Origin of the sequence: Streptomyces sp. NPDC050548 (genome assembly GCF_044457385.1) — a bacterium.
Lineage (GTDB): Bacteria > Actinomycetota > Actinomycetes > Streptomycetales > Streptomycetaceae > Streptomyces.
Genome location: NZ_JBITGV010000004.1, coordinates 30,086 through 51,370 on the forward strand (window position 1 = coordinate 30,086; position 21,285 = coordinate 51,370).

Consider the following 21,285-nt stretch of genomic DNA (forward strand, 5'->3'; position numbering starts at 1 on the left):
ACTACGAGGCCATGGTCGATCTAACGCACGCCACCGACGCCGCCGCGGTGATTCGGGAGCACGCGCTCGCCACGCCCGCCCGCACCGCAGTGATCGTCGTCGACGACATGGAGCGGGCCGACGGGGCGACCCACTGGACGTACGCCCAACTGGACACCGAGGCCCGGCGGATCGGGGCGTGGCTGCAGTCCCGCTATCCCGAAGGCACCCGGGCGCTGCTGCTCCACCCCACCGGATTCGCCTTCGCCGCCGCCTATCTCGGCTGCCTGTACGCCGGAGTGGTCGCCGTGCCCGCCCCGCTGCCCGGCCGCTACCGGCACGAGCGGTCCCGGGTGACCCACATAGCCAGGAACGCCGCCGTCTCCGTGGCGCTGACGGACACCGCGAACCTGCCCGGCATCCGGGAATGGGTGGAGACGGAGGGCCTCACCGGCACCCGGCTGCTGGCGACGGACGGCGCCTGCCTGCCGGAGGCCGGCTCCTGGACACCGCCCGCGAGAAGCCACAGCACGGTCGCCATGCTCCAGTACACCTCGGGCTCCACCGGTGACCCCAAGGGCGTGGTCGTCCGGCACGGCAACCTGCTGCACAACGTGGAAGGCCAGCGCCGCGCGTTCGGCCTGACCGCCCGGGACCGCCTCGGCGGCTGGATCCCGCACTACCACGACATGGGACTGCTCGGTCAGCTCCTGCCCTCGCTGATGCTGGGCGGGACCTGCGTGCTGATGCGGTCCGGCGCCTTCCTGAAACGGCCGTACCACTGGCTGTTGATGATCGACAAGTACGACGTCACCTGGTCCGCGGCACCCAACTTCGCCTACGAACTGTGCTGTGCCAAGGTCACCGACGGGCAGCTCGCCGGCCTCGACCTGTCCCGGTGGCGGATCGCGGGCAACGGATCGGAGCCGATCGACACCGCGGTGCTCGACGCGTTCGCCAAACGGTTCGCCCCCGCGGGCCTGCGGGACGACGCGCTGTGTCCCTGCTACGGCATGGCCGAGGCGACCGTGTTCGTCTCCGGCGCGGCGCAGCGCAGGCCGCTGGTGACGACGGTGGACGTCGAGAGCCTGACACAGCGCCGGTTCGTGCCGGCCGAGGCCGGAACCGAGCTGGTGAGCTGCGGGACACCGCGCGACTACGACGTGGTGATCGCGGACCCGTGGACCGGCGAGGCCCTGCCGCCCGACGGCGTCGGCGAGATCTGGCTGCGCGGACCCAGCGTGGCCCGGGAGTACTGGCGCGACGACATCGAGACCGACCGGGTCTTCACGCCGGAGGGGTATCTGCGCACGGGAGACCTCGGCGCCCTGCACGACGGCGAGTTGTACGTCACCGGGCGGTCCCGGGAGGCCGTCACCGTGGCGGGCCGGCATCTCTACCCGCAGGACCTCGAACGCAAGCTGCGCGCACGTCACCCGGAACTCGCGGGCGTCGGCGCGGTGTTCACCGCGCCGCTCGGCGAAGCCGGCGACGAGCACACGGTCGTCGTCACCCACGAGGTCAACGGGCGTCCCGAGGCCGCCGCCCTGGGCCGGCTGGCCGACGCGGTCCGGCAGACGCTCGCCGAGGAGCTGGGCGTGCCGGACGCCTGCGTCGTGCTGCTGCGGCGCGGCACGGTCCGGCGCACCACCAGCGGAAAGATCCAACGGGTCGCCATGCGCAGGTCGTTCCTGGACGGAGAGCTGACCGCGCTCCACGCCGACCACCTGCCACCGGCGAAGGACGCCCCGCGCCCGCGGGGCCGAGAGGCGGCCTGAGGGTGGCCCGGCAGGTCCGGGCGGTGGACCGGCGAGGCCACGCGCCGGAGCACCGCCGCTCAGTCCCCGGCGATCGCGTCGGCGTACGGCTGCGCGGGCGGCCGTTCGTCCGCCGGGTGCGCGGACCGGAGGACCGAGTCCAGCTCCTGGAGGACCTGTTGGGTGCACGCGGCGGCCTTCGGCACGATGTCCTGCATCAGGAGATAGCCGTGCACCAGGCCGGGACCCGGCACATGGCGGACCCAGACGCCCTCGACTTGGAGCTTGTCGGCCAGTTCGACGCCCTCGTCGTGCAGCGGGTCGAACTCGGCCGTGCCGATGACGGTCGGCGGCAGCCGGCGCAGGTCCGCGCGCAGCAGATCGAGGGCGGGTTCGTGGCGGCGCGGGGCATCGGGCACGTACAGCTCGTAGGACCAGGCCATGTCGTCGACGCTGAGCAGATATCCGTCGGGGTGTGCGCCGGCCGCGGCGAAGCGCAGGCTCGGGTCGGCCGGCGGGTACAGCAACAGCTGGGCGGCGAAGGCGGGTTCACCTTCGTCACGGGCGGCGAGTGCCACCCCGAGGGCGAGACTCGCGCCGGCGCTGTCGCCGGCGAGTACATGGTCGCGGCCCGGGAACCGGCGGCTCGTCCACCGGGCCGCGGCGACGGAGTCGGACAACGGGGTGGGGTAGGGGAACTCCGGTGCCCGGCGGTAGTCGGCCGCGACGACCACCGCGCCCAGCGACGAGGCGAGGGTGCGGCAGGCCAGGTCGTGCGTGTCGAGGTCACCCAGCACCCACCCGCCGCCGTGCAGGAAGGTGACGACCCGGCCCTCGTCCGACGCCGGGGTGTAGACGCGGGCGCCGATGGAGGAGCCGTCCGCGGTGCCGATCGTCCGCTCCTCCGTGCCGACGGCCGCGCGCGGGTCGCCCGCCGGCAGGCCCTGGCGTACGGAGTTGGCGAGATAGCGCTCCCGGGCCTGTTCGACGGTCAGCTTCCGCAACGGGACCGGCGGGCCGTCGGCCCGTTGCCAGGAGATCAGGTGACGGAGTATGCGGTCCAAAGGCATGGCTGCTTTCTCCCAACACTGGCGGAAAGAATGCTGTAGGTTTTCGGCGCGAAGGCGATTGCGAAATGCCGTCGAGCGCACCCCGATTGTAGGTGCTGAATGGCCCGCCGCCTTTATTGCCGAGGCGTGAGAAATGCACCTCTACCAGTGTTGTTCGCACATTGCGGCACGCTGATGAAGGTCGGTAAATTGACCCTGAAATCCGGTAGGAAAGGACACCTGATTCGTCATGATTGTTCTGGGTTGCAACGGGTTCACCCGGGGTGCGGAAACGTTCGCCGAGCATTTCGGCGCGGTAGGCACCGAGAAGCACTACATCCTTGGCCATGACGCGGGTGCCGCGCTGCTGGTGGACGGCGAGCTGGTGGCCGCCGTCGAGGAAGAGCGGCTCAACCGCGAGAAGAAGACCTCCGACTTCCCGCTCAACGCGGTGAAGTGGTGCCTGGAGCACGCGGGCATCGAATTCTCCGACATCGACCTGATCGCCATCCCGTGGAATTTCTCCGCCGAGGTGTTCGACGCGATCAGGCAGGACCTCTCACAGGCTCCGCTGGAGGACGCCGACAAGGCGGACCGGCTGCGTCGTATCGCCGCACTGTTCGACAATGCGCTGGGCCGTGAGGCGATCCTCGCCGACTTCGCCGAGCGCACCGGTTTCACCCCCGACCCCGAAAAGGTCGTCTTCGTACAGCATCACCTGGCCCATGCGATGACCGGTTACTACATGGCCGGAAAGAAGGACACCGCGTTCCTCATCAGCGACGGCCGCGCGGAGCTGTTCTCGTCGCTGATCGGCGAGATACGCGACGGAGAGATCCGGGTCTTCGACGAGTCGACCATCAGCGCGAACGACTCGATAGGCAACCTGTTCGCCTCCATCACGCGCTTTCTGGGATTCGTGCCCAACAACGACGAGTACAAGGTCATGGGCCTGTCCGGGTTCGCCGGGCCGCCCTCACCGAACCCGTTCCTTGAGCACATCGTCCACCTGCACGACAACGGGCGCTACACGCTGTGCCGGCCGCACGACCTGGAGAACCCGCGCTGCTTCGACGACCTCTTCGAGAAACACTTCGGGCCCTACGAGGACACCGTCCAGTACAAGGCGACGGTGGCCGCCGCGGCGCAGGAGATGCTCACCGTCGTCACGGGCCACCAGTTGCGCGCGCTGGAGGCCAGGACCGATCTCGACCACCTGCTGTTCGAGGGCGGTCTGGCGCTGAACTGCGTCAACAACACCCACCTGCTGGAGGGTTCGCGCTTCACGGACATGGAGGTGAGCTTCGGCGCCAGCGACACCGGCGTCGTCATCGGCGCGGCGGTCCACGCCTGGGCCAACCATCCGGACACCACCGCCGAGGTGAAGTACGCCGGCTCCGTCACCCCGTACATCGGGCCCGAGTACGACGAGGAGACCGTCGCGCGGACCCTGCGGGAGTTCGAGGGGCAGGTGCGGTGGACCAGGCTCACCCAGGACGAGGTCGTCGACCAGGTGGCGAAGCTGCTCACCGAGAAGGTCGTCATCGGCTGGTTCCAGGGCCGACTCGAACACGGTCCGCGGGCGCTGGGACACCGCAGCATCCTGGCCAACCCGAAGTTCCCGGACATCAAGGACGTGATCAACACCAGGGTCAAACACCGCGAGCCGTTCCGGCCGTTCGCGCCCCTCGTCCTGGAGTCGGACGCCGACAAGGTCTTCGAGATGGGCCGCAAGTCCCGTTCGCCGTACATGACGTTCGTGTTCCCGGTGCGGCCGGAGTACCACGACGTCATCCCCGGTGCGACCCACGTGGACGGCACGTCCCGGGTGCAGACGGTCACCGACGAGGGCGAGCCGATGATCGCGACACTGCTGCGCCGGTTCACCGCGCTCACCGACGTGCCCTGCCTCATCAACACCTCGTTCAACGTGGCCGGCGAACCGATCGTGTGCTCGCCCGCCGACGCCGTGAAGTGCTTCCTGAGCACCGAGATCGACTATCTGGTGCTCGGCAACCACCTCGTCACGAAGGTCGACCCGACCGCGTGACGTCCCGGGACCCTGGTGTCCGTGACGCCGTGACCCGGCGTCACGGACACCGGGGACGACGAAGGCGAGGAACGAGGAAAGGAGGGTCTTCCCATGTCTGCTGCCCTTCCCGAGACGGCCGCGGATCTGACGGCGGTCGTCCCGCACCTGGAGCGGCTGGCCCTGGAACTCCGCGACGCGGGCAGCCGGCGCATACCGGCGGAGGTCAGCGCCGCCTGTGACGCGCTCGCCTGCGCGGCCGTACTGCTGCGCACGCAACAGGGCGTCCCCGACGGCCACTTGACCCATACCGCGCTGCTGCACGACGCCATGGCCCTGGCCCGCAGCGCGGTCGAGGCGACGAAGTACGCGTGCCGGGCGCGCACGGGCTCGCGTCTTGAGGGCGAGGCGCCGAACTGAACCGACAGGGCCACTCATCACGACGTCGACCGTTTCGAAAGCTGGTCCCATGCAGCCCCGTAGTCAACAACACGGTCGGCCGGGTCGCCCCGCCCGACTGTCGCGGGACGCGATCCTGAGCCGTGCCGACCGGATTCTCAAGGAGGAGGGACCGGAGCGTCTGTCCATGCGCCGCCTGGCGAAGGAGATGACCATCACGCCGATGGCCCTCTATTACCACGTCAAGGACAAGGACGAGCTCCTGATGCTGCTGCTCAACGCCTACTCCGAGCGCATGGCCTGGCCCGAGCTGCCGCGGCAGCCGCGCGAGCGGCTCGTCATGGGCGCGTGGATGCTGCGCGATCTGCTCGCCGAGTGTCCCTGGGCGGTGCAGGCGCTGTCGGCCGATCTGCTGGAGAGCGCCTCGGCACTGCGGATCGTGGAGAACATGATCGACGCGGCGGTCGCCTGCGGGCTCAGCCACGACGAGGCCCTCTTCGCGTACCGCGTCATCTGGTACTACATCGTCGGTGAGTTGCTGATCCGGCTGAACCGGGAGCGGGCCCGGCTGCAGGACGGACAGCGGCCGAGCTGGGAGGGCGCCCTGCTCGCGCTGGACCCGATCCTCTTCCCGCTGCTGGCCCGGTTGCGCGACCAGTGGGCGACGCCGGGCGTCGAGGACGACCAGCGGCGCAGGCTGGAGGTCGTCGTGGACGGCCTGCTGGCCCGCGGTCCGGACTGACCGCACGACGCAGCAGGGCGGGCCGGCCGCATCCCCGGGATGCGGCCGGCCCGCCCTTTGCGCTTCCGGCGGTACGACGTCAGCTGGACGACCAGGTCCGGAACCGGCGCAGTCCGTACAACAGGGGGGAGGGCGACCGGCGTTGCACGATGCGGTGCACCCGTCCGAACACCGTCACATGGTCGCCGACGGGCTGGGTCAGGGCCACGGTGCAGTCCACCGAGGTGTGCGCGTGACGCACCAGATGGGGCCCCAGGGCGTCGGCGTCCTGCTCCCACGGGATCAGGTCGAACCGGTGCGGATAGCCCGACGCGAACAACTGGGCGGCGCCCTGGGCCTCTTCGTGCAGCAGGTTGACGGTGAAACCGCCGCGCTCCAGGAGGGCCGCCAGGGTGTTGCCGCCGGAGCGCAGGCAGACCAGGAGCGTCGGCGGGTCGAGCGAGACACTGCACAGCGACGAGCAGGTCATGCCCCGCGGCGCGCCCGCGCCGTCGACGCTGGTGACCACGCACACGCCGGTGGGGAAGCCGCTCATCGTGGTGCGGAACTCGTCGGGAGTCGCCGTGGGCAGGGCCGCGGCGGCCGTGGTCGTGGATTCCAGCATGGGCTGCCTTCCGTCGCTACGGGGATCCCGCCCAGCCTGGTGCGCCGTGGCCGCCGGGGCGGGGCACCGGAAAGAAAGCGGCAAGACCCCGCCGTCGGCCGCCGGTCAGCCGTCGACGCCCGGTGCCGTGGTCGGGGGTGTCTGTGCGAGCAGCCCGTCCACGAAGGCGCACAGCCCCTGGGGGTAGGTGTCGAGCCGGGACAGTGACACCCAGCGGTCGCCGAGTGCGGCGAGGTGCGGCAGTTCGGACGCGTCGAGGCCGTCGAGGAAAGGGGTGGTGCGGGCCGGGGGTTCGTCGTCCGGGCGGCGGCCGGGGGAGTGCGCGCGGACCAGGATCTCGCCGACGCTGTAGTACCAGAGGCTGCGGAAGACATGGACGGCCTGCTCGGGTGTGCACCCGTGCTCGACGGCCGCGGCCAGGATGGCTTCGACCAGCTTCAGTGCCGAGTCGCTGAGCCGGGCGATGAACCCGTCCGTGGTGAGCACCTCCGCGGCCCACGGCCAGGCCGCGAGGGAGTCGTGGATCGCGAGGGCGCACACGACGATGCGGTCCCGCGGCTCGGCGGGCAGGTCGGGGTGGGGGATCCGGTCGGCGTACTCGTGGATCAGGAGGAAGAGCAGGTCCTCCTTGTCCCGTACATGGTGGTACAGGGTCGTCGGGGCGACGCCGATCTCGGCGGCCAGCCGACGGATCGTCAGTTTCTCCCAGCCGCTCTGATCGATGAGGCGGCGGGCCGCCGTCAGGATCTGCGTACGGGACGTGGCGGGGGGGCGGCCGACGCGGCCGTGCGCTGCTTTGGTTCCGGGCACCGAACCATCATCCCTCTCCGTGAAGATCTCACGCCTTCGCCGTCCGCGGTCGACGGGGTGTGCACCCGATGCTAATTTAGGAACGCGTTCGAAAATACCCCTCACCCAAGATCGAAAAGGGATTGAGTTGCGGTGACAAACACGGAATCAGCAAGTGGAGAAGCGATCCGCGAGACGGTTGCTCGGCCCGAGCTCACCCTCGCCGCGGTCGCTGTCGTGCAGTTCATGGTGTCGCTGGACCTGTCGGTCGTGAACGTCGGCCTGCCACAGATCGCCACCGGCCTCGGCTTCGGCGAAGTGGGTCTGACCTGGGTCATCCACGCCTACGCGCTCACCTTCGGCGGGCTGCTGCTGCTCGGCGGAAAGATCGCCGACCGGTACGGCCACAAGCGGATCCTGACCATCGGGCTTCCGGTGTTCGGCCTGGCCTGTCTGCTCGGCGGCTTCGCGCAGGAACCCGGTCAGCTGGTGGCCGCCCGCGCCGTACAGGGAGTCGGCGCCGCCGCGCTGGCGCCGGCCGCGCTCGCGCTGCTGTCCCGGGCCTTCCCGTCCGGCAAGCCCCGCGTCAAGGCCTTCGGCGTGTGGAGCGCGATGAACGCCGCCGGCGGTGCGCTCGGTGTCCTGATCGGCGGGCTGCTCACCCAGTACGCGGGCTGGCGGTGGGTCATGTTCGTCAACGTCCCGATGGCCGCGGCGGCCCTCGTCCTGGCCTGGCGCGGCATCGCCCCCGACCGGCCCGTGGCACGCCGAGGACGCCCGGACGTGCTGGGCGCGGTCCTCGCGACAGGAGGCATGACGCTGCTGGTGTTCGGCATCGTCCGCACCGACCGGTTCGCCTGGACCTCGTCGGTCACGCTGACGACCCTCGCGGTCGCCGCCCTGCTCCTCGCCGCGTTCCTCTACGTCGAGAAGACCACCACCCGTGACCCGCTGATCAGGCTCGGCCTCTTCGGCAACCGCTCGGTCGCGGGGGCCAACGCCTACAACCTGCTGCTCGGCGCCGCCATGGCCTCGTCCTTCTACTTCGTCTCCCTCTATCTGCAGGACGTGCTCGGTCACGGGCCGGCCCTGACCGGTGTGCAGTTCCTGCCGTTCGCGCTCGGCGTGGTGGTGGGCTCGGTGATCGCCATCAAGCTCGGCTACCGGTTCCCGGCCCGCGATCTCCTGCTCGGCGGCGGGGTGCTGACCGGGGCGGGGTTCGCCTGGTTCGGCATGATCAGCGCCCACGGCTCGTTCGCCGCCGACGTCCTGGGACCGTCGATCGTCACCAGCATCGGATTCGGGCTCTGCCTCGCGCCGGTCGTCTCCACCGCCACGGTGGGCGTCGCGCCGCACGAGACGGGCATGGCGTCCGGCATGCTCAACAGCACCCGCCAGATCGGCGCTTCGCTGGGCCTCGCCGTCCTCGGCACCGTGGCCAACAACCGCACCGGCGACCGCACCGGCGCCGACGCGCTCACCGACGGCTACGGTCTCGGTCTGACCATCGGCGCCGTACTCCTGGCCGCGGCCGTTCTCATCGCGCTCGCCGTGCTGCCGCGGACCAGCGTGGCGGCTCCCGCGCAGGGGCAGCCCGGGCGTGAGCTCGTTCCCGAGGGAAACTGACGCGTCGCGACCGTACGGGGAAGGGGCTGTCCGACCGGGCAGCCCCTTCGCCGTACCACCGTCACGCGAGCCGCGCACGGGCCACCCAGTGGTGGTCGCGGGGCGGACACAACCGCCCGGGCGGAGCCGGCAGCCACCCGCACGCCCCCGCGGCGAGCTGCCGCAGCGTGTACGCCTCCGCCTGCCAGCCGAGCGGGCGGAGGAAGCCGGCGAAATCGTCCAGGCCGAGCCGGAACGCGGACCCCCGGGCCCGCATGAACGCCAGGAACTCCGCATTGGCCGGGTCGTCGTAGAACGCGGAGTGGGGCGCGTCGATCAGCAGCACCGAACCACGGCCCGACGCCGCCCTCACCCGGCTGATCAACCGGGTGAACTCCTCCATCCGCAGATACGGCAGGAGCCCCTCGACGATCCAGACGGTCGGGGCGTCCGGCTCGTGGCCGAGGGCCTGAAGCCGCCGGGGCCAGTCGGCGTCGCGCAGATCCGCGCCGAGCGTCAGGCGCCGGCAGACGAGCCGGTCGCGGACCGGTGCCAGCAGCGACTCCTTGGCCTCCAACTGGCCCGGCAGATCGACCTCGTAGAACCGGGTGTGCGCGGGCAGGCCGAGGCGCCAGGCGCGGGTGTCGCCGCCCGCGGCCAGGCAGACCACCTGGGTGATCCCCCCGGCCACGGCCCGGCCGAGGGCGAGGTCGCCGAACCGCGCGCGCACGATCACGGAACCGACGGTGCCGCCGGCGGCCAGCGCCTCCCGCGCCAGCGCCGTCGACCGGGGCGTGCCGAGCAGCGTGGCGTAGGGATCGACCAGGTACGCGTCCGCGCGTTCGCTCTCCCCGGCCCTGATGACCGCGGTGATGAAGCCGGTCTCCTTGACGGCCGTGGACTCGTCGGCCGGGAGGGTCGCGTCGCTCATCGCGGACTCCGTTCGCCGACGGAGAGGGTGGGCCGTGAGTTGACCCAGCCCTGATCGAATCGTCCCGCCACGGCGTAACCGCGCGAGATCTCCGCGAGTTCCTCGGCGCTGAACACGTCTCCGATGTGCGCGAAGCCGTGCGGGGCCCGTTCGTGGGCCAAGGTGATCACCTTCTCCGGTCCCATGGCGCGATTGTGCCGGTGCAGTTCCGTCATCTCGGGGCGGCGTTCGTCCTCGTAGGCCCGCAGGGCGTCCGCCGTCCCGGTGCGGGTGGCGAGGTGCCGTGCGAGGACGCGTGCGTCGACGACGGCCTGGGTGGCCCCGTTCGAGCCGGCGGGATACATCGCGTGCGCGGCGTCACCCACGAGCGTGACGTGGCCGAACGTCCACCGGTCGACGGGATCCCGGTCGATCATCGGGTGCCGCTGCACGTGCCGTGTGCCCTCGACGAGGCGGGTCAGGTCCACTTCGGGGGGCGACCAGGTGCCGAACTCGCGCAGGACGGCCCCGCGCAGGTCCCCCGGGGGCCGGCCGGCGTCCCCCTCCGGGAAGGCGGCCACCCAGTTGATCAGCACCTCGCCGGTTCTCCCGTCCCGGTCTATCGGGTACAGGACGAGCCTTCGCCTGGCGTCGCCCAGGACCACCATCGACCGTCCGGTCAGGAACGCGCGGCCCCAACCGGTGCCCCGGTACAGGGTCATGCCGTTCGTCGGGGGAGGGCCCTCGGCGGGGTGGAGCGCGGCCCGTACGGCCGAGTGGATGCCATCGGCGCCGATGAGCACGTCCGTGCCGATGTCCCGGATGGACCCCTGCCCGTCCGTGAACGTCCCGCGGGTCGCGCCGGGTTCATGACGCAGCCCGACCAGCCGCGCGTCCGTGACGACGGCCCTCGCGCCCAGGCGGCGTGTCACCTCCGCGGCCAGGGCCATGACGAGCCGGGACCGGGAGATCGAGATCTGGGGCCACCTGTAGCCCGCGGCGAGCCCACGGTCCTCCCGCCACACCAGGTTCCCGTGCGGGTTGTACATCGCCAGTTCCCGGGTGGGCAGACCCTTCCCCAACAGGTCGTCGAGGAGCCCGAGTTCGGCCAGTTCACGGACGGCGTTGGGCAGGATGTTCAGTCCGAGTCCGTGCGAGCGGAGCCGGGGTTCGGCCTCGTAGACGGTGATGTCGTCGAATCCCGCCGCGTGCAGGCCGATCGCGGTGGCCAGTCCGGCTATCCCGGCACCGACGATCGTGATCCTCATGCCGGGTCCTTCGCTTTCACCGGTGCGCCGAGCAGAGCGCCGTTCTCCCGGGTGAGGCCGAGGATCTCCTCCAGGAGCCCGATGCTGCCGCCGCCGCTGCCCAGCTCGTAGAGCCGCACCTCGCTGTGGTAGGCGCGCCGGGCCATCACCAGGTGCTTTCCACGGAACTGCGTGAGCGATCTCAGCGCCTGCCGCAGGCCCCGCGCGCCGGCGAGCAGGGGGTCCGTCCCGCGGGGCGGAGCCTCGTCGAGGGCCGCGACGAGGCGCGAGGTCAGGGACGGCGCCGCGCTCCACGCGACGTACAGGTCCCGCCAGCCGGGGAGAGTCAGCGAGGCCACCTCGCGGCAGAAACCCAGGTACTCCGGGCTGCCCCGGTCGGAGGCCCACAGCAGCAGGTCGACGAGGAAGAGCGGGACGTGGGCCGCGGCCGGTCCCATGTACGTACGGCCCGCTATGCGCACGTCCTCGAAGTAGGGCCGCAGCTCCAGCGCGAAGAACTCGGGCGCGACGCTCCGCATCACATCGCCCATCGCCCTGTCGGCCGCCGTGAGTTGACCGGCCAGCGCCGTCAGCCCGTCGGCGTGCGCCCGGCTGTGGGTGTCCTCGGTCCACAGCGCGCGGCCCGTCTCGACGGCCCGTGCCAGCTCCGGCATGCAGCGGCGTACGGCGTCGACGAGACTGCGCTCCATCGGATGCCCGGTGTAGAGCCGCTCGCGCCCGCCCACGGGGTTCCAGCAGGTGTAGTGGAACACCGTGTCGCGCGGGATCATGCCGGTCCGCCGGCCCAGCAGTTCGAAGACGGCGGTCGCGGCCGGAATGACGTCGAAGAGCGTCACCCCGTGCCGCTTGAGACTGCCCAGGTACATGCCGAGGTCGCGCATGGCGGCGAGACACTCCTGCGGCGTGAGGCGGTCGATGTCCCCTTCGCTGGGAAGCGCCTCGCTGACCACCTTCGTCAACGCGGCGACGTCCGCGGCCTCGTTCATCCTCGGCAGCGCCCGGAGGCTCTCGTCCAGTGTCAGCGGGTCGAGTCGCCCGACCTCCTCGACGAGGACCGCGGACATCAGGTCCAGGGCGGCCATCTAGGCCGCCCAACGGCCGGTACGACGGGGGCGATTGGCGAACTCGGGTGGCACGGGTAAGGTCCGGTCCAGCATGTGTCCTCCTGGTGTACGGGACCCTCAGATTCGGGCAGCGACACAGGAGTGACGGCGGGCTCGAAAGAGCCTTGACAGAAGCGCGATTTTTCTTACGTGTACATTCCCGGGTCGGGCCCTCGGCGCCGTTCACGACCGGTATCGGTTCCTCCATTTCTCATGTGCAAAACACACGCGACGGAATGTGAAGTGACCCTGTCGTGGCGCGATTTCCGACCGTTAGAGTTCTGGCACGGACTCCGACCGGCCGAGGGGGGATTCAGACATGCCTAATCCGGTGAAATTCGTCCGCTGGCCGGCCGAGAGCGAGATGCGCGAGCAGTGCAAGATTCACGGGCATCTCTGTCTGCTGGTCGTCGAGCACGGTGCTCCACCGCCGGAGAACGTGAGCTTCCACGAGGACTGGGTGCGGCCCCCGATCGTCCAGGAAGATCTCCAGGCCCGCGTCCGTCAGTTGACGGCCAGAGCCGTTCTGCGGGCGAGGCCCGCGCTGGATCCGGCGGGAATCCTCTACTTCAAGGATTTGTCCGTCACGCTCTCCGTGACGCAGTGCGAGATGCTGGCGCCGCTGGTGGCCCGATACGGGCAGATCATCTATCGGGTCGAACTGCTGGACATCCTCGACCGGTCCGGGGCCAGCTCGTCCAGCAACGCGCTCGATCTGCATGTGATGCGGTTGCGCCGCCGTCTGGGAGTCGTCGGGCTCGCCGTGCGCAATGTCTGGGGGCGCGGATTCGTCCTCGAACCCGCTTGAATGCAAAACTCACGTATGTCGGGGTGCAGCGCATATTGCGACACAAAGAATTCGATCGGTATTCTTGCCGCAGTCGTTCACATGGTCCGTCCCGAATTCCCGTTCCGGTTCCGGTTCCGTCGACGGCCACCGAATGTCCGGCTGTGGCGAAGAGCGCCGCAACGCAGGGGAGGGGTCGTGGAGCAGGTGGCGGCCGACGCGACGGTTCCCGCGGTGCGGACCGATCACATCAAGCCAGTGCGGTACGGGTCGCCCGATGCGCCGGCCCGCCGGGACCGGGTGGCGGAGAGGGTCCCTGTGGGCCCGCTGTGTATGCGGGCCCTGGCCTGCGCGGGCCCGGAGCGTGCCCGCGGTCCGCGCCCTCCGGTGCGGCGGATCGCGCCTGATCCGGCCCGGGACTGACCAAGCCGGGCCGCTCGTGGAGCTCCCCCTCTCCCGAGCGGCCCGCCTTCCCCGACGGTGCCCCACTCCCCGAGTGGGGCACCGTCGTTCGTGCGTTCGTCTCAAGGGTGACAATCAAAGAGTCAGCGGCTATCGTGACCCAGGCGTACCTTACGGGTATAAAAAACGGGAGGGCGGATGCGGGTCCAAGCCTCGTCCGATGGTTTGCGCAAGATCGTTGGCGTGAATTGTTCCACCGGTGCCGCACGGATCCACGCTCCGGGTGGAGGGGTTGCGTCATAAGGGCGCCTTTGCTGCGCCGCATGGTTCGCATCCATCGAAAACTGTTACCGGTCGGTGGACCTGCCTTTCCGGAATCGGAAATTCCGACCCGTTTCCCATGTAGCCGCGACGGCTGTTCTCCGTCCCGGTGCTGCATGGATCTCCGTGCGCTGCGCATTTCCTGAGCGCGGACACGCAAAATGCCAGACGGCCTACACCGTCATTGTTCTGTCTGGACTGGGGGATTGAAGCAATGATCCATTATCGAACAGGCACGGTCGAAACTCGAAGGCAACCTCTGGATATCGCTACGGGTCTCGCCGACTCCGGCATCTGGGACACCTTCGTGGTGTACGAGGAGCCGCGTTGCTGGTCCGTGGCCTGCGGAATAGCGGCTGAACTGGTGATAACGCCCCGGAGCATTCGGACGTACCGGAACGGGGTCTTCACGGAAGAGCGCTGGCACGGCAACCCGCTCGACGCGATCCAGGGATTTCTCGACGGTGTACCGATAGCGGACTGGACCGCCTACGGCTGGTGCGCTTTCGAGCTGGCCACCTGCCTCGCGGGTTGTGCCGCCGCGGACGAGGAAGCGGTGCTGGCCCATCTGATCGTGCCCGAGACGGAAATACGCCTGGCCGACGGCCGCGCCGTGATCCGCAGCCTGTCCGCCGCGGCCCTCGCCACCGCCGAGGCCGCGGTGACGAGGGCCACCGCACCCGCCCGGGGGCCCGTGCGGCCCGTCCAGGTCGATCTGGAGACTCATGCGGAGGGCTACCGGGCGAACGTCTCCGCGCTGGTCGAGGACGTGCGCTCGGGGCTGCTCCACAAGGCCGTCATCTCCCGCACGGTGCCCGTGCACGAGGAGATCGACTTCCCGGCCAGCTTCGCGGCGGGGCGTCGCGCCAACTCGCCCGCCCGCTCCTTCCTGGTGAGCATGGGAGGGCTGCGCGCCTTCGGGTTCAGCCCGGAGACCGTCGTGGAGGTGTCCGCCGACGGTGCCGTGGCCAGCCAGCCGCTCGCCGGCACCCGCGCGCTGACCGGAGACGCGGACCTGGATCGCAAACTCCGCGACGAACTGCTCACGGACCCCAAGGAGATCCATGAGCACGCCATCTCGGTGAAGGTCGCCTTCGACGAACTCGTCGGCCCCTGCCGGGCGGAGTCGGTGGCCGTCGCCGAGTACATGGCGGTCAAGGAACGCGGCTCCGTGCAGCACCTGGCGTCGAAGGTGGTGGGCCGGCTCCGGCCCGGGGCAGGGCCCTGGCAGGCGTTCGCCGCGGTCTTCCCCGCGGTGACCGCGTCCGGGGTGCCCAAGCGCGCCGCGTACGAGGCGATCGGACGCTACGAGGAGGAGGCCCGCGGGCTGTACGCGGGCACCGTCATGAAAGTGGGCCAGGACGGCACGATGGACGCCGCCCTGGTGCTGCGCAGCGCCTACGCCCAGGAGGGCAGGGTCTGGCTGAGGGCCGGGGCCGGTGTGGTGGAGCACTCCCGCGCGGAACGCGAACTGGAGGAGACCCGGGAGAAGTTGATGTCCGTGGCCCGCTCACTGGTGGCGCGTGCGGACGGCCACGACTACCGGCGGGTCGCGACACGGTGACGTGGAACCTGCCGACGCGGGAACGGACGGACATCACTTCAGGAGGCGACGGGCCCATGCCCACCACGGGAGCACCTCTTCGCGTACAGCTGCTCGGACCGGTACGCGCCTGGCGGAACGGGGTCGAGGTGCCGCTGGGCCCGCCCAAACAGCGTGCCGTGCTCAGTGTGCTGGCGAGCCGTGCGGGCGAGGTCGTGGGCGTCGACACCCTCGTGAACGCACTGTGGGACCGCCGGGTCCCGCAGACCGCGGTCAACGGAGTGCACACCTATGTGGCCGGGCTCCGCAGGGCGTTGGAGTCGGGGCGCAGCAGGAGGGGGGCCAACGCGGTCCTGGTCTCGGTCTCCGGCGGGTACTGCCTGCGGATGGACCCGGACCAGGTCGACGCCACGCTCTTCTCCCGGCACTATGCCGAGGCCCGCCGGACGGGCGGCGCCGACGACATCGAGACGTCACTGCGGCTGTACGAGGAGGCCCTGGCGCTGTGGCACGGCGAGGCGTACTCGACCATCCCCGGCCCGTTCGCCGAGCTGGAGCGCACCCGCCTGCGCGACATGCGGCTGACCGCCGTCGAGGAGTGGGCCACCGACATGCTGGCGGCGGGCCGGCACGCCGAGACCGTCACCGAGCTGACCTCCGCCGTCGCCGAGGAGCCGCTGCGGGAGCGGCTGTGCTGGCTGCTGATCCTGACGCTGTACCGCAACGGCCGTCAGGCGCACGCCCTGCGCGTGTACGAGGACACCAGGAGGCTGCTCCGCAGCGAGCTGGGCATCGACCCCGGGGTCGAACTGCGCAGCCTGCACCAGCAGATGCTGTGCGAGCATCCGGGACTGCGCACCCACGGCACCACCACCTTCGCCCCGCTGCTGAACGGCGCACCCAGGCCACAGCAACTCCCGGCCCTGGTAAGGGGATTCGAGGGACGCGCCGAGGAACTGGCGTATCTGCAGGGCGTACTGGAGGACGAGTCGGCGCGGTCCGACCATGCCACCCCTGTGGCCGTGGTCGACGGGCCGGCGGGCGTGGGCAAGTCGGCGTTCGTGCTGCGGCTCGCGCACCGGCTGCGCGACCGCTTCCCCGACGGCCAGTTGTACGTCGACCTGGGCGGCACCGCCCCGGGCGGCAGGCCGATGAGCGCGGTCGACGCGCTGCGCCGGCTGCTGGGCAGCCTGGGCGTGGAGGCCGCGCGCATCCCGGACGACACCGCCGCCTGCGCCTCGCTCTACCGGACCGTGCTGCACGGCCGGAGGATGCTGGTGGTCCTCGACGACGTGCACAGCGCCGAGCAGCTGCGGCTCCTGATCCCGCAGGGTCCCTGCTGCGTCCTCGCGACGAGTCGGCAGAGCCTCGGCGGCCTGGCCGCACGGGACGGCGCGCACGCGATGACCATCGGGCCGCTGGCCGACCGTGAAGCGGCCCGCCTGCTGGTGTCCCTGAGCGGGAACCGGCTGGCGGGCGAGAGTGCGGCCACGGCCCGGCTGGTGACGCTGTGCGGAGGGCTGCCGCTGGCGCTGCGCATCGTCGCCGACCGGCTGACGGCGAACTCCGGGGTCCCGCTGGACGTGCTGGTCGGGCAGTACACGGCCGAGCACGGTCTGCTCGACCTGCTGACGGTGGGGGACGACCCGCGGGCCAGTGTGCGCAGCGCCTTCGAGGCCTCGTACCGGGCGCTCCCGCCCGACGCGGCACGCATGTTCCGGTGCCTGGGGCTGTACGGCGGCCAGGTCACCGAGCAGCTGGCCGGAAAGCTCGCCCGGACCGACGCGAGGACCACCCGCGGGCTGCTGCGGCTGCTGGTCGACCACCACCTGCTCGTGGCGGAAGGGGGCTGCCGCTACCGCTTCCACCACCTCATCGGTGTCTACGCGGCCGAATGCGCGGAGCGCGAACTCCCGGTCGGCCATCGGGCCGCGGTCCCCCGGTTCTCGGGACCGGGCTCGGCCATGGCGCGCAGGCACTTCATGGCCTCCGCGGACATGGTCTATTGCTGAGGGGAGGGGGGACCGCCAGACGGTCCCCCCGTCTCACGCCAGGCTGTCCCGCCAGGCCCGGTGCAGATCCGAGAACCGGCCTGTTCCCGCGATGAGTTCGGCCGGGTGGCCGTCCTCGACGATCCGGCCGTGTTCCATGACCAGTACCCGGTCCGCGATTTCGACGGTGGACAGCCGGTGTGCGATCACGACGGCGGTTCGGCCCCGCAGGACTGTCGACATGGCCCGCTGCACGGCTTGTTCGCCCGGGACGTCGGTCGCCGCCGTCTCACGCCAGGCTGTCCCGCCAGGCCCGGTGCAGGTCCGAGAACCGGCCTGTTCCCGCGATGAGTTCGGCCGGGTGGCCGTCCTCGACGATCCGGCCGTGTTCCATGACCAGTACCCGGTCCGCGATTTCGACGGTGGACAGCCGGTGTGCGATCACGACGGCGGTTCGGCCCCGCAGGACTGTCGACATGGCCCGCTGCACGGCCTGTTCGCCCGGGACGTCGAGCGAACTCGTCGCCTCGTCCAGGATCAGCACCGCCGGGTCGGCGAGCAACGCCCTTGCGAACGCCACGAGTTGACGCTGACCGGCCGAGATGCGGCCACCCCGTTTGCGTACGTCCGTGTCGTAGCCGTCGGGCAGCGCGCTGATGAAGTCGTGTGCGCCGATCGCCTTCGCGGCCCGCTCGATCTGCTCACGCGGCGCGTCCGGACGGCCGATCGCGATGTTCTCGGCGACCGTGCCGGAGAACAGGAACGCCTCCTGCGTCACCATCACCACCCCGCGCCGCAGTTCGGGCCCGGACAGCTCGCGCAGGTCGACGCCGTCGAGCAGCACCCGCCCCTCCGAGGGGTCGTAGAAGCGGGCCAGCAGCTTGGCCAGGGTGGACTTGCCGGCGCCGGTGGAGCCGACCACGGCGACCGTCTGCCCGGCGGGGAGGGTGAGGTCGAAGACGGGGAGGACCTCGCCGCCGGTGCGGTAGGCGAAGCGGACCCCGTCGAAGACGACCTCGCGGCCGGGCTGCTCCGACTCAAGTGCGGGTAGTTGCACGGGTGTTGAGGGCTCGGGGACGGACGGTGTCTGGGCCAGCAGGCCCGCGATCTTCTGCAGGGAGGCGGCGGCCGACTGGTAGGAGTTGAGGAACATGCCGAGCCGGTCGATGGGGTCGTAGAGCCGTCGTAGATACAGCACCGCGGCGGCCAGGACGCCCAGTTCCAGGGAACCGTCCGCGACCCGGCTCGCGCCCCACAGCACGATCACCGCGACCGCCGTGTTGGCGACCAGGCGGGAACCGGTGACATAGCGGGCCATCTCCAACAGGGCGTCGCCGTTGGACCGTTCGTGCCGCTGGTTCAGGATCCGGAAGTCGGCGTCGTTCACGGCCTCGCGGCGGAACGCGCGGACCGGGCGGATTCCGTTCATCGTCTCCACGAACTTCACGATCACCCGCGCGATCGCCGTGGACCGCACCGCGTACACCCGCACCGCGCGCCGCTGGTAGACCCGCACCAGCAGATACAGCGGCACGAACGACGCCACCGCGACCGCGCCCAGCCCCAGGTCCAGCCAGAGCAGCATCGCCGAGATGTAGACGAACGACAGGATGACCGTGATCAGTTCCTGGAGGCCCTCGCTGAGGAGTTCGCGCAGCGCCTCGACGTCCGTGGTGGAACGGGAGATGAGCCGGCCGGACGTGTAGCGCTCGTGGAAGTCGATGCTCAGCGCCTGCGCATGCCGGAAGATCCGGCCGCGCAGATCGAGCAGCACGTCCTGGTTGACGCGGGCGGAGGCGCCGATGAACGCGTACTGCAGGCCGCCGGAGAGCAGCGCGCACAGGAGATAGCCGACGGCCACGGCGATCAGCGGCCCGCGGTCGTGGTGCCGGAACGCGGGCACCGCCCGGTCGATGGCGTACGCCACCAGCAGCGGGCCCACCTGCACGGCCGCCTGCTGGAGCAGCAGGAGGAGGGTGGTGACGGTGACACGGGCCTTCATGGGCGCGAGCAGCGAACGCAGGAGTGCGGCGGTCGCGCCCGGGGGAGTGGGCAGGTCGTCGTGGTCGAAAGGGTCGTCCACGGCGTGCGGGCGCGGGGGTTCGTGGTCGTCGTCGGTGGTGGGCGCCGATGTGGTGGGGGCGGTCATCGTTCGTCCTCCGGCCGGTCGTGCGGTTCGGATCCCGACATGAGATGCGCGTACTCCGCGTTCGTGCGCAGGAGTTCCTGGTGGGTGCCGACCGCCGTGATACGGCCGTCCGACAGCAGGGCCACCCGGTCGGCGAGCAGGACCGTGGACGGGCGGTGGGCCACGATCAACGCCGTCGTGTCCGCGAGGACGTCGCGCAGCGCGGCTTCCACGGCGGCCTCGGTGTGGACGTCCAGTGCGGAGAGCGGGTCGTCGAGGACGAGGAAGCGGGGTCTGCCCACCACCGCCCTTGCCAGTGCGAGGCGCTGGCGCTGGCCGCCGGAGAGGCTCAGGCCCTGTTCGCCGACGCGGGTGTCCGTGCCCTGGGGGAGTGCGTGGGCGAAGTCCGCCTGCGCCACGGCCAGTGCGCGGTCCAACTCCGGTTGTCCCGCGCCCTCTTCGGCGCCCATCAGGACGTTTTCGCCGACGCTGGTCGAGAACAGGGTCGGTTCCTCGAAGGCCATCGCGACCTTCGAGCGCAGCTCCTCGCGGGGCATCGCCGTGATGTCCTCGCCGTCCAGTGTGATGTGGCCCGAGGTCACCTCGTGGAGGCGGGGGACGAGGGCGGTGAGGGTGGTCTTGCCTGTGCCGGTGGCGCCGACCAGGGCCATGGATTCGCCTGGTCTGATGTGCAGGTCTATGCGGTCGAGGATGGGTGGGGAATCGGGAGGGGCATCTGGGTAGCGGAAGCAGACTTTCGAGAAACGGATGCCGTCGAATTCGGGTGCGGGTTCGTTGTGGCTGGTCGCGCAGTTCCCCGCGCCCCTTTGGGGCGCCTCCTCCTCCGGCGTTTCATCCATTACCTCGAAGAACCGCTCCGTCGCCGTTGCCGCCTCCTGGCTCATGGCCAGGAGGAAGCCGATCGACTCCACCGGCCAGCGCAGGGCGAGGGCCGTGGAGAGGAAGGCGACCAGCGTGCCTGCCGACAGGTTGCCGTCCGCGACCTGGATCGTGCCCAGGACCAGGGTCGCGCCGAGGGCCAGTTCGGGGAGGGTGACGATGACGCCCCAGATCGCGGCGAGCAGGCGGGCCTTGCGGAGTTCGGTGCCGCGCAGGGTGCGGGAGAGGTCGCGGAAGGCGCGGGCCTGGCTGCGGTGGCGGCCGAAGCCCTTGATGATGCGGATGCCGAGCACGCTCTCCTCGACGACCGTCGTCAGATCGCCGACCTGGTCCTGCGCGAGCCGCGCCACATGCGCGTACCGCCGCTCGAAGATCACGCAGGTGACGATCACCGGCACGGCGGGCCCCAGGATCACCATGCCCAGTGTCCAGTCCTGGAGCAGCATGATGATCACGCCCACCAGGATCGTCACGGCGTTGACCAGCAGGAACGTGAGGGGGAAGGCGAGGAACATGCGCAGCAGCATGAGGTCGGTGGTGCCCCGGGAGAGGAGCTGGCCCGAGGGCCAGCGGTCGTGGAAGGACACCGGGAGTCGTTGCAGATGTCGGTAGAGATCCGCGCGCATCTCCGCCTCGACCCGTGACAACGGCCGGGCCACGAGCCAACGACGGAGACCGAAGAGGCCCGCCTCCGCGATGCCGAGCAGCAGCAGGTACAGCGCTCCGAGCCACACCCCCGCCGTGTCCCGGTCGGCGACCGGTCCGTCCACCATCCACTTCAGGACGAGCGGGAACACCAGCCCCGTACAGGACGCGACGACGGCGACCCCGGCCGCGGCGGACAGCCGTACCCGCACGGGGCGGACGTACGGCCACAGCCGCGCGAGTGTACGGGCGGCGGATCGGTCCTTGGTGGTTGCATGTGTCGTCGACATCACGGGCGAGCCTACGGACCACCACTGACAGTGCCCACCTAGTT

16 protein-coding genes and 1 pseudogene are annotated in these 21,285 nt (G+C 70.5%); 8 read left to right on the top strand and 9 right to left on the bottom strand.

Annotation, left to right across the window (positions count from 1 at the left end):
* The first annotated feature begins 11 nt into the window (after nt 1-11).
* Nucleotides 12-1,757, top strand: a complete 1,746-nt coding sequence (locus ACIBJH_RS13320; protein WP_399116970.1) for a fatty acyl-AMP ligase — start codon at nt 12-14, stop codon at nt 1,755-1,757.
* 59 nt (nt 1,758-1,816) lie between these two features.
* Here ACIBJH_RS13320 and ACIBJH_RS13325 read toward each other — a convergent pair whose 3' ends face one another.
* Nucleotides 1,817-2,806, bottom strand: a complete 990-nt coding sequence (locus ACIBJH_RS13325; RefSeq protein ID WP_399116971.1) for an alpha/beta hydrolase — start codon at nt 2,804-2,806, stop codon at nt 1,817-1,819.
* 229 nt (nt 2,807-3,035) lie between these two features.
* Here ACIBJH_RS13325 and ACIBJH_RS13330 point away from each other — a divergent pair, with 229 nt between their 5' ends.
* The 3 genes from ACIBJH_RS13330 (at nt 3,036) to ACIBJH_RS13340 (ending at nt 5,955) form a co-directional block, all read left to right on the top strand.
* Nucleotides 3,036-4,835: a carbamoyltransferase gene (locus tag ACIBJH_RS13330; RefSeq protein WP_399116972.1), complete on the top strand. Its 1,800-nt coding sequence runs from the start codon at nt 3,036-3,038 to the stop codon at nt 4,833-4,835.
* 93 nt (nt 4,836-4,928) lie between these two features.
* Nucleotides 4,929-5,234: a hypothetical protein gene (locus ACIBJH_RS13335; protein ID WP_399116973.1), complete on the top strand. Its 306-nt coding sequence runs from the start codon at nt 4,929-4,931 to the stop codon at nt 5,232-5,234.
* Between the two features lie 49 nt (nt 5,235-5,283).
* The gene (locus tag ACIBJH_RS13340) at nt 5,284-5,955 is read left to right on the top strand and encodes a TetR/AcrR family transcriptional regulator (RefSeq protein WP_399116974.1); all 672 of its coding nucleotides are present in this window, start codon (nt 5,284-5,286) and stop codon (nt 5,953-5,955) included.
* A gap of 79 nt (nt 5,956-6,034) precedes the next feature.
* On the opposite strand, the gene ACIBJH_RS13345 is transcribed toward ACIBJH_RS13340, so the two are convergent.
* On the bottom strand, nt 6,035-6,559 hold the full coding sequence (locus ACIBJH_RS13345) for a flavin reductase family protein (protein ID WP_399116975.1): 525 nt from the start codon (nt 6,557-6,559) through the stop codon (nt 6,035-6,037).
* A 105-nt stretch (nt 6,560-6,664) separates the two neighbouring features.
* A complete protein-coding gene (locus ACIBJH_RS13350) occupies nt 6,665-7,369 on the bottom strand; it encodes a TetR/AcrR family transcriptional regulator (protein WP_399116976.1) in 705 nt (234 codons plus the stop codon).
* Between the two features lie 132 nt (nt 7,370-7,501).
* Here ACIBJH_RS13350 and ACIBJH_RS13355 point away from each other — a divergent pair, with 132 nt between their 5' ends.
* A complete protein-coding gene (locus ACIBJH_RS13355) occupies nt 7,502-8,974 on the top strand; it encodes an MFS transporter (RefSeq protein WP_399116977.1) in 1,473 nt (490 codons plus the stop codon).
* Between the two features lie 61 nt (nt 8,975-9,035).
* Here the strand turns inward: ACIBJH_RS13355 and ACIBJH_RS13360 are convergent, their stop codons facing one another.
* The 3 genes from ACIBJH_RS13360 to ACIBJH_RS13370 are packed head-to-tail and all read right to left on the bottom strand — an operon-like array spanning nt 9,036 to nt 12,213.
* Nucleotides 9,036-9,884 (bottom strand): class I SAM-dependent methyltransferase, encoded by an 849-nt coding sequence (locus tag ACIBJH_RS13360; RefSeq protein ID WP_399116978.1) that lies wholly within the window; start codon nt 9,882-9,884, stop codon nt 9,036-9,038.
* Entirely contained in the window at nt 9,881-11,131 is a 1,251-nt protein-coding gene (locus ACIBJH_RS13365; protein ID WP_399116979.1) for an FAD-dependent monooxygenase, read from the bottom strand. Before ACIBJH_RS13365 ends, ACIBJH_RS13360 begins: the two co-directional genes overlap by 4 nt.
* Nucleotides 11,128-12,213 (bottom strand): monodechloroaminopyrrolnitrin synthase PrnB family protein, encoded by a 1,086-nt coding sequence (locus ACIBJH_RS13370; protein ID WP_399116980.1) that lies wholly within the window; start codon nt 12,211-12,213, stop codon nt 11,128-11,130. The genes ACIBJH_RS13365 and ACIBJH_RS13370 overlap by 4 nt, the downstream gene beginning before the upstream one ends.
* Before the next feature lie 340 nt (nt 12,214-12,553).
* Here ACIBJH_RS13370 and ACIBJH_RS13375 point away from each other — a divergent pair, with 340 nt between their 5' ends.
* The 3 genes from ACIBJH_RS13375 (at nt 12,554) to ACIBJH_RS13385 (ending at nt 17,299) form a co-directional block, all read left to right on the top strand.
* Complete coding sequence (locus ACIBJH_RS13375; RefSeq protein WP_399116981.1) at nt 12,554-13,042, top strand: helix-turn-helix domain-containing protein; 489 nt, start codon at nt 12,554-12,556, stop codon at nt 13,040-13,042.
* Between the two features lie 916 nt (nt 13,043-13,958).
* The gene (locus ACIBJH_RS13380; RefSeq protein ID WP_399116982.1) at nt 13,959-15,308 is read left to right on the top strand and encodes a salicylate synthase; all 1,350 of its coding nucleotides are present in this window, start codon (nt 13,959-13,961) and stop codon (nt 15,306-15,308) included.
* A gap of 56 nt (nt 15,309-15,364) precedes the next feature.
* Nucleotides 15,365-17,299, top strand: a complete 1,935-nt coding sequence (locus tag ACIBJH_RS13385; RefSeq protein WP_399116983.1) for a BTAD domain-containing putative transcriptional regulator — start codon at nt 15,365-15,367, stop codon at nt 17,297-17,299.
* Between the two features lie 33 nt (nt 17,300-17,332).
* Here the strand turns inward: ACIBJH_RS13385 and ACIBJH_RS13390 are convergent.
* The 3 genes and pseudogenes from ACIBJH_RS13390 to ACIBJH_RS13400 form a co-directional block, all read right to left on the bottom strand.
* Nucleotides 17,333-17,554: pseudogene (locus ACIBJH_RS13390) on the bottom strand (ABC transporter ATP-binding protein); the annotation flags it as partial.
* A gap of 13 nt (nt 17,555-17,567) precedes the next feature.
* Nucleotides 17,568-19,427, bottom strand: coding sequence for an ABC transporter ATP-binding protein (locus ACIBJH_RS13395; protein ID WP_399116984.1), 1,860 nt, complete (start codon nt 19,425-19,427; stop codon nt 17,568-17,570).
* Nucleotides 19,424-21,241, bottom strand: a complete 1,818-nt coding sequence (locus ACIBJH_RS13400) for an ABC transporter ATP-binding protein (protein WP_399116985.1) — start codon at nt 21,239-21,241, stop codon at nt 19,424-19,426. Before ACIBJH_RS13400 ends, ACIBJH_RS13395 begins: the two co-directional genes overlap by 4 nt.
* Nucleotides 21,242-21,285: the final 44 nt, after the last annotated feature.

Coding starts and splice junctions, on each gene's coding strand:
- ACIBJH_RS13365 (WP_399116979.1), bottom strand. CDS start 11,131: ATGAGGATCACGATCGTCGGTGCCGGGATAGCCGGACTGGCCACCGCG.
- ACIBJH_RS13370 (WP_399116980.1), bottom strand. CDS start 12,213: ATGGCCGCCCTGGACCTGATGTCCGCGGTCCTCGTCGAGGAGGTCGGG.
- ACIBJH_RS13375 (WP_399116981.1), top strand. CDS start 12,554: ATGCCTAATCCGGTGAAATTCGTCCGCTGGCCGGCCGAGAGCGAGATG.
- ACIBJH_RS13335 (WP_399116973.1), top strand. CDS start 4,929: ATGTCTGCTGCCCTTCCCGAGACGGCCGCGGATCTGACGGCGGTCGTC.
- ACIBJH_RS13385 (WP_399116983.1), top strand. CDS start 15,365: ATGCCCACCACGGGAGCACCTCTTCGCGTACAGCTGCTCGGACCGGTA.
- ACIBJH_RS13340 (WP_399116974.1), top strand. CDS start 5,284: ATGCAGCCCCGTAGTCAACAACACGGTCGGCCGGGTCGCCCCGCCCGA.
- ACIBJH_RS13320 (WP_399116970.1), top strand. CDS start 12: ATGGTCGATCTAACGCACGCCACCGACGCCGCCGCGGTGATTCGGGAG.
- ACIBJH_RS13330 (WP_399116972.1), top strand. CDS start 3,036: ATGATTGTTCTGGGTTGCAACGGGTTCACCCGGGGTGCGGAAACGTTC.
- ACIBJH_RS13395 (WP_399116984.1), bottom strand. CDS start 19,427: ATGACCGCCCCCACCACATCGGCGCCCACCACCGACGACGACCACGAA.
- ACIBJH_RS13360 (WP_399116978.1), bottom strand. CDS start 9,884: ATGAGCGACGCGACCCTCCCGGCCGACGAGTCCACGGCCGTCAAGGAG.
- ACIBJH_RS13400 (WP_399116985.1), bottom strand. CDS start 21,241: ATGTCGACGACACATGCAACCACCAAGGACCGATCCGCCGCCCGTACA.
- ACIBJH_RS13380 (WP_399116982.1), top strand. CDS start 13,959: ATGATCCATTATCGAACAGGCACGGTCGAAACTCGAAGGCAACCTCTG.
- ACIBJH_RS13325 (WP_399116971.1), bottom strand. CDS start 2,806: ATGCCTTTGGACCGCATACTCCGTCACCTGATCTCCTGGCAACGGGCC.
- ACIBJH_RS13345 (WP_399116975.1), bottom strand. CDS start 6,559: ATGCTGGAATCCACGACCACGGCCGCCGCGGCCCTGCCCACGGCGACT.